General features: G+C 66.1%; 10 protein-coding genes. 3 read left to right on the forward strand and 7 right to left on the reverse strand.

Annotated features, from left to right (window positions below):
- Positions 1–27 precede the first annotated feature (27 nt).
- Positions 28–1704, reverse strand: coding sequence for an adenine deaminase (ade, locus tag BA899_RS06490; protein ID WP_159300115.1), 1677 nt, complete (start codon positions 1702–1704; stop codon positions 28–30).
- Positions 1705–1814: 110 nt separating this feature from the next.
- On the opposite strand from ade, the gene fabI reads away from it, so the two are divergent.
- Both fabI and BA899_RS06500 read left to right on the forward strand, forming a co-directional pair.
- Positions 1815–2603 (forward strand): enoyl-ACP reductase FabI, encoded by a 789-nt coding sequence (fabI, locus tag BA899_RS06495; protein WP_159300116.1) that lies wholly within the window; start codon positions 1815–1817, stop codon positions 2601–2603.
- The gene (locus BA899_RS06500; RefSeq protein ID WP_159300117.1) at positions 2590–4017 is read left to right on the forward strand and encodes a bifunctional enoyl-CoA hydratase/phosphate acetyltransferase; all 1428 of its coding nucleotides are present in this window, start codon (positions 2590–2592) and stop codon (positions 4015–4017) included. Before fabI ends, BA899_RS06500 begins: the two co-directional genes overlap by 14 nt.
- Here the strand turns inward: BA899_RS06500 and panD are convergent.
- A complete protein-coding gene (panD, locus tag BA899_RS06505) occupies positions 4014–4373 on the reverse strand; it encodes an aspartate 1-decarboxylase (protein WP_159300118.1) in 360 nt (119 codons plus the stop codon). The genes BA899_RS06500 and panD overlap by 4 nt on opposite strands.
- A gap of 93 nt (positions 4374–4466) precedes the next feature.
- On the opposite strand from panD, the gene BA899_RS06510 reads away from it, so the two are divergent.
- Positions 4467–6212 carry an ABC transporter transmembrane domain-containing protein gene (locus BA899_RS06510; protein ID WP_144348382.1) on the forward strand — a complete coding sequence of 582 codons (1746 nt, stop codon included), beginning with the start codon at positions 4467–4469 and terminating at the stop codon, positions 6210–6212.
- Here BA899_RS06510 and BA899_RS06515 read toward each other — a convergent pair.
- From BA899_RS06515 to BA899_RS06535, 5 genes are all read right to left on the reverse strand, one after another.
- Positions 6197–7333 (reverse strand): lycopene cyclase family protein, encoded by a 1137-nt coding sequence (locus BA899_RS06515; protein ID WP_144348381.1) that lies wholly within the window; start codon positions 7331–7333, stop codon positions 6197–6199. The two genes, BA899_RS06510 and BA899_RS06515, sit on opposite strands and share 16 nt — an antisense overlap.
- Positions 7330–8163 (reverse strand): phytoene/squalene synthase family protein, encoded by an 834-nt coding sequence (locus tag BA899_RS06520; protein WP_159300119.1) that lies wholly within the window; start codon positions 8161–8163, stop codon positions 7330–7332. The genes BA899_RS06515 and BA899_RS06520 overlap by 4 nt, the downstream gene beginning before the upstream one ends.
- Positions 8160–9632, reverse strand: a complete 1473-nt coding sequence (gene crtI, locus BA899_RS06525) for a phytoene desaturase family protein (protein ID WP_159300120.1) — start codon at positions 9630–9632, stop codon at positions 8160–8162. Before crtI ends, BA899_RS06520 begins: the two co-directional genes overlap by 4 nt.
- 6 nt (positions 9633–9638) lie before the next feature.
- Positions 9639–10616, reverse strand: coding sequence for a polyprenyl synthetase family protein (locus BA899_RS06530; protein ID WP_159300121.1), 978 nt, complete (start codon positions 10614–10616; stop codon positions 9639–9641).
- A 100-nt stretch (positions 10617–10716) separates the two neighbouring features.
- Positions 10717–11570: bacteriorhodopsin-like (locus BA899_RS06535; protein WP_235013314.1), on the reverse strand; the 854-nt coding region annotated here is incomplete at its 5' end.

Below are 11570 nucleotides of genomic sequence, written 5' to 3' on the forward strand. Positions count from 1 at the left end.
GTCAGGATCCGCCGGGGGCGACTGTGATCAGCTGCTCAGGGGTGGCGTCAGCAGCGACACGAACTCAAAGCGCTCGCCGTCAAAAAGGCCCTGGTCACTCAGCTTGAGCGCCGGGATGACCAGCAGGGCCATGAATGACAGGGTCATGAAGGGTGCGCTCAGCGGGCTGCCCATGGCATGGGCCAGTGACACCATGGCGTGATGTCGCGCGGCCATGGTGTCGCCATCGGCGGTGCTCATCAGTCCCGCCACGGGCAGTGGCAATCGGTCGCGACCGGCACCGCCCACCGCCGCGATCCCGCCCTGCATGTCGATCACTTCGTTGACGGCCTCGCTGACCCACTGGATATGACTGCCGACCGCGATCACGTTGTGCGAGTCATGCGCAATCGACCCGGCGATGGCGCCATCGGTCAGCCCGAACCCGCGGATGAACGCCACCGCCGGCGGGGCGGGGTGATAGCGGTTGACCACGGTCAGCAAAAGCAGGTCGCGATCCGGGTCGGGGACGGGGTGATCGCCCTGCCAGCTGGGAGGCAGATGGCACTCCCGGGTATCAAGCGCCCCATCGCGGCATTCGATGACCCGCAATTGCCGGGACGCGTCGTCCGGATCGCCCCTGGGCAGCGCCTCGGTCAGTGTGCGCGCCGATATCGGTGCGGCATTGAACCGATTGCTGGGTGTTGCCGGGCGATGCGCCGTGAGGCTGCGGCCTTGCTGCGCAACGCGTGTCCCCGCCACCCAGGTGGTGACCACATTGAGTTGATCCGGGTCCGTCACCGTAATCGCATCCATGCGATCGCCGACCCGCAGCTGGCCGACGTCCATCCGGTAGTGCGCCACCGGATTGCTGCAGGCGGCGCGCAGGACATCGAAGCGGTCATGACCGGCCTGGATGGCCCGTGCGGCGATGCGGTCGATGTGGCCGGTGACCAGGTCATCGGGGTGCAGATCGTCGGTGCAGAACATGATCTGACCGGGGAACCGGTCGATCAGCGGGTGGAGCGCGTCTAAGTTCTTCGCCGCGGAGCCCTCGCGGATGACCAGATGCATACCGGCGGCCAACTTGGCCTCGGCCTCTTCGCGGGTGGCGCACTCATGATCGTTGTGGATGCCAGCATCGGCGTAGTCGCGTGCCGCTGCACCGGTCAGCCCCGGTGCATGGCCATCGATGGTGCGGCCCCAACGCCGGGCGACCTCGATTTTGGCCATCAGGCCGGGCTCGCGGGCCAGCACCCCCGGAAAGTCCATGACCTCGGCGAGATGCCCGGCGCTGCCCTCGTGCAGGAGGGTCTCGATGGCCTCGGCGGACAGTTCCGCGCCGGATGTTTCGTAGCGGGTGGCCGGCACGCAGGCGGGGGCCCCGAAATGGATCGGGATCGGACTGCGGCGGGCGTCCTCGGCCATGTAACGGACACCGTCCGCGCCCAGGACATTGGCGATTTCATGGGGGTCCGTGACCGCCGCCACGGTACCATGACGGCTGGCAATGCGGCCGAACTCGGCCGGTGTCAGCATCGTGCTCTCGACATGCACATGGGCATCGACAAACCCGGGCAGGAGGTAATCCAGGGCCGGATCCGGAGCACCGAGGACGGCGATCGCCACAATATGCCCGTCTTCCCAGTGCACGCTGGCGGCATAGATGCGGCGATGATCGATGTCGACGAGGTTGGCGCGAATGTTCTGGGTGCGGCGTTGCATGGGGTCAGTATAGGCCGCGAGGTCGACGGCCAGATACCCCGTCCACGATTGCGGATGATCAGCACATGTTGTTAAGTGTGCACTGCAACATGAGCGTTAGGGAGTGACTGATGACTGATTCAACCGGCGCCGGGGCCTTTTCGCTGAACGGTCGTGTGGGCATCGTGACCGGCCTGGCCAATGAGAACAGCATCGCCTATGGCTGTGCTCGGGCATTGGCCGCGCAGGGCGCGGAGTGCATCGTGACCTATGCCAGTGAAAAGGCCGAGCGCTTTGTCATGCCGCTGGCCGAGGGAATGGGCAATCCCGAATACCAGCTTGTCGATGTGCAGGATGATGATTCGCTCCAGGCGCTCTTTGATCGGGCACGGGCTCGCTGGGGCCGTCTGGACTTTGTCATTCATTCGATCGCCTTCGCCCCGCTCGCGGAATTGCAGGGCCGTCTCACCGACACCTCCAGCGAGGGATTCGCGCTGGCCATGGATGTGTCCTGTCACTCCTTCGTGCGCATGGCGCGACTGGCCGAGCCCCTGATGGACAACGGCGGGAGCCTGATCTGCATGAGCTATCACGGCGCTCACCAGGCGGTGGAAAATTACAACCTGATGGGCCCGGTCAAAGCGGCGCTGGAGGCATCCACGCGCTACCTGGCCACCGAGCTCGGGCCCCGCGGTATCCGCGTCAACGCCATTTCTCCCGGGCCGATCCGCACCCGTGCCGCCTCCGGGCTGAAGGACTTTGAAGCGCTGGCGGCGGACGGCGAGGCCCACGCGCCGCTGCGTCGGCTGGTCACCACCGACGAGGTGGGTCAGACGGCCGCTTACCTCATCTCCGATGCCGGGGCAGGTGTGACCGGTGGCACTCACTACGTTGATGGGGGACACCATGTCCAGTTCTGAGGCGCTGATCGAGAACCGCACCTTCAATGAGATCGAGATCGGCGAGTCGGCCAGCCTTGAAAAGCGCCTGACCATGGATGACATCAAGCTGTTCGCGGTGATGTCGGGGGACGTCAATCCCGCCCATGTGGACGAGGCGTTTGCCCGCAGCAGCCGCTTCCATGAATTGATAGCCCACGGCATGTGGGGCGGGGCGCTGATCTCGACGGTCCTGGGGACGAAACTGCCGGGGCCGGGGACGATCTATCTGGGTCAGACGCTACGCTTTCGGGCACCGGTAATGCTGGGTGACCGGATCCGCGTGCGGGTGACCGTCCGCGAGAAGGATGAGCAAAAGGGCCAGGTGGTATTCGCCTGCGAGTGCCGCAACCAGGAAGACGCCCTGGTGCTCGACGGCGAGGCACGCGTGCTGGCGCCCACCGAAAAGGTCAGCCGGCCCCGGGCCGTGATGCCCTCGATCCGCCTGGCGGAACAGGGCAAGCTTGCGGAAACGCTCGCTGAGACCGGCGATGCGACGCCCGTCACCGCGGCGGTGGTGCATCCGGTGGATATCGAGAGCATGCAGGCGCTGGATGCGGCCGTCCGTCAGGGGCTGATCCGGCCGGTGCTGGTGGGGCCAGGCGGGCGCATGCAGGCCGCCGCCGATGATGCGGGTGTCGATATCAGCGGTTATGAGCAGATCGCCACCCGGCACAGCCACGGTGCGGCGCAGACGGCGGTGGGCATGGCGGCCGCCGGCGATGTGGCGACGCTCATCAAGGGCGGGCTCGCCACCGAGGAGCTGCTGGGCAAGCTGATTGATCCAGCTGGCGGCCTGCGCACCGAGCGGACACCCAGCCAGGTCATGGCCTATGACGTGCCGACCTATCCGCGCCCGCTGTTGATCGCCGATCCGTTGGTCAACATCCACCCCGGTCTTTTCGAGAAGCGCGACATCGTCCGCAATGCCACCGGGCTCGCCCACGCGCTCGGCATCCATGAACCCCGCGTGGCCATGCTCTCATCGTCCGAGGCCATCGACCCCAAGCTCAGCTCGACGCTGGATGCGGCGGCCATCTGCAAGATGGCGGATCGCGGCCAGGTGCAGCATGCGATCATTGACGGCCCCATGGCCTTTGACGCGGCCATTTCGGCGGCCACGGCCCGGGCACGGGGGCTGGAGTCGCCGGTTGCCGGGCGCGCCGATGTGCTGATCGCGCCCGATCTGGAGGCCGCCAGCATGCTCGTCAAGCAGCTGAGCCACCTCGCCGACGCCCGCGGTGCCGGCCTTTTACTGGGTCTGAGACTGCCGGTGGTGATGAGCGCCCGGGACGATGATGTCGCGAGCCGGGTTGCTGGCATCGCCCTGATGCATCGCTACCTCGACCATCGGGCCCGTTCCGGGCAGAGCGCCATGGCGGCGGCGATGAGCTAATTGCCCAGCGCTTTGGGCCGGTTGTCGTCGTCGACGAAAACCCGCGTCGGTACCCAGCTCGGGGCGGCGTCGGCATCGATCTGGGCGTAGGCGGCGATGATCACCCGGTCACCGTGACCGGCCAGGTGGGCGGCGGCGCCATTGATGGTGATGGCGCCGCTGTCGCGCTCGCCCTGGATGATGTAGGTCTCGAATCGATGACCATTGGTGATGTTGTAGACATGCACCTGCTGATGGGCAAGCAACCCTGAGGCCTCGAGCAGGGTCGAATCGATGGTGATGCTGCCCTCGTACTCGAGGTTGGCATCCGTCACCGTCGCCGCGTGGATTTTGGCTTGTAGGACCGAAATCATCATTGCTTTACTCGTGGCCTTGTCGTCTCTCATTACAGGATCAATGGTAATGCACAGTTTGTTCGCTGACGAGATCATCCCACCCGGAGCGCCCGGATGAGGCGCTTTGGTGGACTGCTGCGGTTGTCCGGGTATCTGCGCCCGTACTGGCGCCAGGCCCTGGTGGCCGGCACAGCGCTGATCGTGGCCGCCGCGAGCGTACTGGCCATCGGCCAGGGCCTGCGACTGGTGATTGACCAGGGGTTTGCCAATGGCACGGGCGCTGCCCTTGATCGCGCCCTGATGATCACCGCCGGCGTGGTGCTGGTGCTGGCGGTGGCGTCGGCCATGCGCTTTTACTGGGTGATGTGGATTGGCGAGCGGGTCGCGGCGGATCTGCGCCGGGACGTCTTCGAGCGCCTGCTGGATCTTGACCCCGGTTTCTATCTGCGTAACGGCGTCGGCGAAATCCAGTCGCGCATGACCACCGACACCGCGCTGTTGCAGAGCGTACTCGGCTCAACGTTTTCCATGGCACTGCGCAATGCGCTGCTGCTGATCGGCACGCTGATCATGCTGGTGGTCACCCAGCCCACGCTGAGTGCCATGGTCATCATCGGGATCCCGGTGGTGGTGGCGCCGATGCTCATCTATGGCAGGCGCGTGCGCCGCCTCTCGCGCCTCAGCCAGGACCGGATCGCCGAGGTGGGGAGCTACGCCGGCGAGACGTTGGGTGGCATCGAGACGGTTCAGGCCTTCGTCCATGAGGCCGAGGACCGTCGGGTCTTTCGTGACCGGGTGGAGGATGCCTTTAGCATTGCGATCCAGCGCATCCGCCAGCGCGCCGGGTTGAATGCAGTGGCGCTGCTGCTGGCCTTTGCGGGCGTCGCTTTCGTGCTGTGGCGCGGCGGCAATGCCGTGATCGCCGGCACGATGAGCGCCGGCGAGCTCTCCGCGTTCGTTTTCTATGCGGTGCTGGCCGCGGGGGCCGTCGGGGTGCTCTCGGAGGTGGCGGGCGAGCTTTTCCGAGCCTCCGGCGCCGCGGAACGGCTGTTTGAACTGCTTGACGCGGTGCCCGCCATCCGACCGCCGGCCGATCCGGTGGCATTGCCGGTGCCCGGCCGGGGTGAGGTGGTCATCGAGGCGGTGGAGTACCGCTATCCCACCCGGCCCGACCCGCCGGCGCTTGCGGGCGTCGATCTTGAGATCCGCGCGGGGGAGACCGTGGCACTGGTCGGGCCTTCGGGGGCGGGCAAGAGCACGCTGATCAGCCTGCTGCTGCGTTTTCACGATCCCTCCGCGGGACGCCTGCGACTCGATGGCGTGGATCTGCGCGACGCCGATCCGGCGGCGCTACGCCGGCGCATGGCGCTGGTGGCGCAGGAGCCGGTGCTGTTCACCGGCACGATTGCCGGGAATATCCGCTTCGGCGATCCCGCCGCGGCGCGCGAGAAAATCCTCGAGGCGGGCAGGGCGGCGAACTGCGAGGGCTTTGTCGAGGCGCTTCCTGACGGTTATGACACGCACATTGGACCCGGCGGCGTGCAGCTCTCGGGCGGGCAGCGACAGCGCATCGCCATTGCCCGGGCCATCCTCCGCGATCCGGCGTTGCTGCTGCTCGATGAGGCCACCAGCAGCCTCGACGCCGAGAGCGAGCGCCAGGTGCAGACCGCGCTCACGCGCCTGATGGCCAAGCGCACCAGCGTGGTCATCGCCCATCGGCTGGCGACCGTGCGTAACGCCGATCGCATTGCGGTGCTCGAGGCGGGGCAGGTGCGCGCGGTGGGCACCCACGATCAGTTGCTTGCGGGCGACGGCCTTTACGCGCATCTGGCGGCGTTGCAGTTTCAGTCCATCGCCTGACGGGAATGGGCGAGTGCCGCCCGCAGCATCGGAGCGGGCGGCAGGGCCCTCAGAATCTTATAAATATCCGCAAGTTGTGGCCGACTCATTAGAAAGCGGACCATTGATTCAGCGGGTGTGCGCTCGAATAACTGGACGAAAGGCGTACCCGCCGTGCCGGCCGGGCGATGCCGCCAGAGCGACTCAAGGAACACGCCATCCAGCCAGTCCATGCCCCGGCGTCGTGCCGGGGCGACCGGTGATCGGCCGGCCATGAGGGCATCGGCGCAATCATCCGCCCAGCGCTGGATGCCGTGAAAGGCGTAACCGGTGGCCGGCCGCATACTGCCACCGGCGGTACCGACGCGCATCCAGCCGTCTTGATTGTAGGGCGGCACGGGCGTCATCGGCAGATGACTCGACTCCTCACGGGCGATGGTGTGATCAGCCAGGCCCCGATCGGCAAGGAGGCCGTCCAGTCGTGCGCCAAGGGCGGACAGCGACGGGCGCTGCGGGGCAAATCGCGTCAGTTCAATCAGCCGTCGGCCCGGTGCGATGGGCAGCTCGTAGACAAACGTCAGTAACGGCGTCGGGTCATCCAGAAAGTCCATGAGCCGCACGGGACTGTCATCGGGAAGATCGGGGCCCACCAGTTCGCGACCGACGAAACTCTGCCACACCCAGGGTCGCGTGAGTGTCAGTGCCGGTGGGCGCGAGTCCAGCACCCGATCGGCGATGATCGAGCCGCCATCATCCAGCTGCAGCATCCACCGCGTGTCATCCATGTCGGCCGATATCAGGGATCGCCCGGCATACAGGGCCCAGTCGGGTCGCGTCGCGATGGCATCCAGCGCCTGGCGCTGGACCGTTGACGCCCGCAGCATCTCGTAGGGTGTCCGGGTGCTGCCCCTGATCACGGACTGTCCGCCATCACTGACCGCCCATGTCGACCAGGTGCGAGTGGCGTGGGCGCTGAAAGGATGCTCTGCGAGCCGCCAGCCACACCAGGTCCGGTCATCACAGGGTTGCTCACGCGGCTCAATGATGGCGATCGATCCCGGGTAGCCCCGCAGCACGAGGCGGACGGCCAGACTCATGGTCGCCGCCCCCAGGCCGATCAGGGCAATGTCGAAGCGTTTCATGGCGCGATGCAGGGGCGGTCGGTGGCGGGCCGTACCAGGGCCTTCAGCGCCAGCCGCCGGCGGGCGGCGTGGGTGAGCGAAATACGGCCCTCCCAATAGCGACAGCCATTCGCCCGCACCTGCAACCCGATGGCGCGATAGAGCCGTGCGGCCACCCGGATCGCCAGGCGATTACGCCATGGGATCAGGCTGAAACCGGTCTCGGCGTGGGCGTATTCACGTTCGGCACGCTCGATCACCCGACCAATCGCGGCCTGGATCGGCGCCCGGTCAGCCCCGGCGGCGTTGGCAATGACCGCGGGGCTGCGCTCGCTCACCCAGGCCGCTGGCAGATAGCGCCGCCCGCGCTGGGCGTCCTCAAGCACATCCCGGGCGATGTTGGTCAGTTGCATGCCGATACCAAGGGCCACCGCGGCATCCCGGCCGCGCACCGGATCGGCGCCCAGCAGGGGGCACATGAGCTCGCCCACGGTGCCGGCGACCCCATAACAATAATCAATCAGCTCGGTTTCGGTCTCGATCAACCGGCCGTCGCGTGCCTCCTGCGCGGCGGTGCGCGCCAGGACCACCAATGGCGCGAGCGCCATCTGCCGGCGACGGACAAGGGCCGCGAACCCATCAACGGGGACGGCCTCAGGCCGGTCATCGGTGAGCGCCTCGACGAATTGATCAATGCGCCCCGCGCCATCGGCGGACTCGTCGGCGATGTCGTCGATCAGCCGACAGACGGCATACAGCGTGGCGACATCATCGGCATCCTGCCGGCGCAGGAGCCGGCTCGCCATGTGGAAGCTGCTGCCGTGGCGGGCGAGGACCTCACGCGGCTTCACGCCGCCTCCACGCCCTCAGGGAACAGTCGCTCGAGGACCTTGGCGCTCGACAGCACGCCGGGCATGCCAGCGCCCGGGTGGGTGCCAGCGCCCACAAGATAAAGATTATCCAGCCCCTCGGCCTGGTTGTGGAACCGGAACCAGGCCGACTGGCGGAACAGCGGGGAGAGGGTGAATCCGCTGCCGTGGACGCTCTGGTAGTTCTCGCGGAAGTCATCAGGCGTCATGTAGAACGCGGCGCGCAGATGCGTGCTCAGGCCGGGCATCAGCGTGGCCTCCAGCGCCTCGACAATGCGGGCCTGCAGGCGCGGGCCTTCGCTGGCCCAGTCGATATCGCCCAGCTGATTGGGCACCGGGGCCAGCACATAGAAGCTGTCATGGCCGGGCGGCGCAAAGCTGGGGTCGGTGGCAGTCGGCCGGTGCAGGTACAGCGAGAAGTCCTCGGAGAGGATCTTGCGGTCGAAGATGTCCCGCAGCAGTTCACGGTAGCGGTCACCCAGCCAGATCGTGTGATGGGCTACGTCGGGATAGGTGCAGTCGGTACCGAAGTACAGGACGAACAGGCCCATCGATGTCTGTGCCAGCCGGTGCTTGACCCGGGCGGCCAGTGGCGCCGGATCCATCAGCTCCCCGTACAGATGCATGGGGTCGAGATTGGAGACGAAGTGATCGGCCTTCAGCGTGCGGCCGTCATCGACACTGGCGCCCGTGATGCGGCGGCCTTCGCGGTGCACGGCGGTGATGCTGCGGCCGTTTTCGACGCGCACGCCCTGGCGCTCGAGCAGACCGGCCAGCTCACCGACCAGCGCCCCGGTGCCGCCCATGGCGAAATGCACGCCCCATTCCCGCTCGAGATAGTGGATGAGTCCGTAGATGCAGGTGGTATCAAACGGGTTACCGCCGACCAGCAACGGTTGCAGCGATAGTGCCCGCCGCAGGTAGGGATGCTTGATGTGGCGGGCCACCATCGTCCAGACACTGCGGTCAAATCGCAGCCGCAACAGCCGCGGGATCTGGCGGGCCATGAACGAAAGGCGATGGAAGGGCTGATAGCCCAGCTCGCGGAAACCGATTTCGAACAGTTCGCGGGATTCCGCGAGCAGCCCGTGATAGCCGGTGACATCGGCCGGATTGAAACGCGCGATCTCCGATTCCATGCGCTCGATGCCCGGTCCATAGTCGAACGACGAATCGTCTGGGAAGCGAAATCGATACCAGGGATCGAGTGGGCGCAGCTCAAGGTGATCGTGCAGTGACTCACCAAACAGTTCGAATAGCTCGGCGAACAGAAAAGGCGCCGTGATCACGGTGGGACCGGCATCGTGGCGGTATCCGTGGCGCTCGAACACCTGGGCGCGTCCGCCCAGTCGGGGGCAGCGATCAATCAGCGTCACTTCGTGACCACGGGCGCGGAGACGCAGAGCGGCCGCGATGCCGCCGAATCCGCCGCCCATCACCAGGGAATGCATAGGGCTCTACCCCTTGTGTTGTGTCAGTGCGCGCCGGGAGACGACCCGGGACTGGTCGGCGAGTCGCTGCAGCAGTTCTCGGACATCGTGGGCGAGTGGGGCCGGCAGATGCCCGGTCAGTCGTTCCGCGCGCTCAAGGGCGGCACGGACATGCCGGAGACAGCGCGCCAGCGTTGCCTCGCGGGTGTCGCCGCTCTGCCTGCGGGGCGGCTGATGATGGCGCCAGGCATGCAGCGGGTGGAGTCGATCCGGGTTGTCGGTCGTCTGCAGATCGTCGAGATCATCGAGGATCTGATAAGCCAGACCGATCGCTGCGGCCAGCTGACGCCCGCGCTCGAGCGGCGCGGTGGCGCCCGCATCGGTCTGGACCCCGACATTCAGTGCCAGCTCGATGAGCGGCGCGGTCTTCTCGCGTGTCGCGGCCAGATAGTCGCGGCGGCTCACCGGCCGGCGCCTTTCGCGCCCGGCCAGTTCAACGCTCTGCCCGCCGATCACGCGTGCGGTGCAGTCGGCCATGGCGGCCATGAGCCGCCGCGACGTGTCGGCGTCGCGCATACCGGCTGCAATCTGATAAGCGGTGGTTAACAACAGGTCGCCCGCACACAGGGCAACGTCGTCACCATAGAGGGACCGGACGGACGCCTGTCCGCGCCGGTAGAGATCGTGATCACTGATGTCGTCATGAATCAGTGATGCGTTGTGAAGCAGTTCACAGGCGGCGGCAGCCGCTGTGCTGTCATACGTGTCCAGTCGGCCGGCACTGCTGGCGAGCGCCAGTCTTGCCCGCATCCGATGGCCACCGGTGTTGAGGTGATAGATCGCCGCATCCCGGGCCGGCGTCGGCCGCAGATGAGCGAGGGCATCGATCATGCACTGATCGACGGTGGACAGGGGCGCAGGAGTGGGCGCGTGCGTCAGACCGTTCGACAGGGCGGATGCCCCTGCGTCGGTGCTTTGCTGTTGGCTGACGTCGACTGCGGCCACGGAGTTGATCCTCACGCTTTGTCCGGGGAAGTGGATGCCGGACAGCGTCCGGCATCCACAGGCTCAGCATTCGCAATGCCGGCCGATCGGGTGATCCCGATCAGGCGCTGGCTTTGCCCTCGGCTTCCGACTTGCGCATGGCAATCATCAGAATGAGGATGCCGAACACGGCCTTGGCCACGATATCCGCAACCGTGTAGCCCACTTCGACGGCCGTGATGGCGGCGCCACCGGTCAGGCCGATCAGCGGGAACAGGAACACGATCGGGTAGAACAGCCAGGACACGACCACCAGTGTGGCAGCGCCGTTGATCAGCCCGCGGACGTTTTCCGGCTGCTTGCTGATCGAGCCCTTCAGGCCAACCACCAGCTGGTAGACGATGTAGATGAACGGAATCATCGACAGGACCCAGAACAGGAAGCGCGTTGCGCCGCCTTCGGCCACTTCGCCCGGATACCCGAGGATGATCATCAGAGCGGCGGCACCACCCAGCGTCACGCTCTTGGACACCGTCTCGCTCCGCGACAGGCGCATGACGAGAATCAGCTCGACGAGCAGCAGCGGCACGGTCAGCAGCCAGTCGACGTAGCGATACGCCTGGTTGAAGGCATAGCCCGTGGTTTCGATGGTGCCGTTGGTCACGGAGAAGGCCGCATCCCACGACAGCATGATCTGCAGATAGTGATAGCCGGCGATGGCGGTCACGAGACCGGAGATCGTCACGGCCATCTTGTACGCGGGAGCTACCTGACTGCGGGAGAACCACAGGAAAAGGGTCGCGGCCGCCATCACTGCAAAGCCAAACGAGAAGGCGTTTGCAATGAAGTCGTACTGACCCACGCTGAGAGTTGAAAGATCCATGGTTGATTTCCTCCTTTTGGAATCCTGACGAAAGATACGCCCGGCTGTGATGCAGGTCAATCGGGCATTTGCACTGTTTTGGTGCGGCGATT

The organism is Spiribacter sp. SSL99 (assembly GCF_009805925.1).
In the GTDB taxonomy this organism is placed as follows: Bacteria; Pseudomonadota; Gammaproteobacteria; order Nitrococcales; family Nitrococcaceae; genus Spiribacter; species Spiribacter roseus.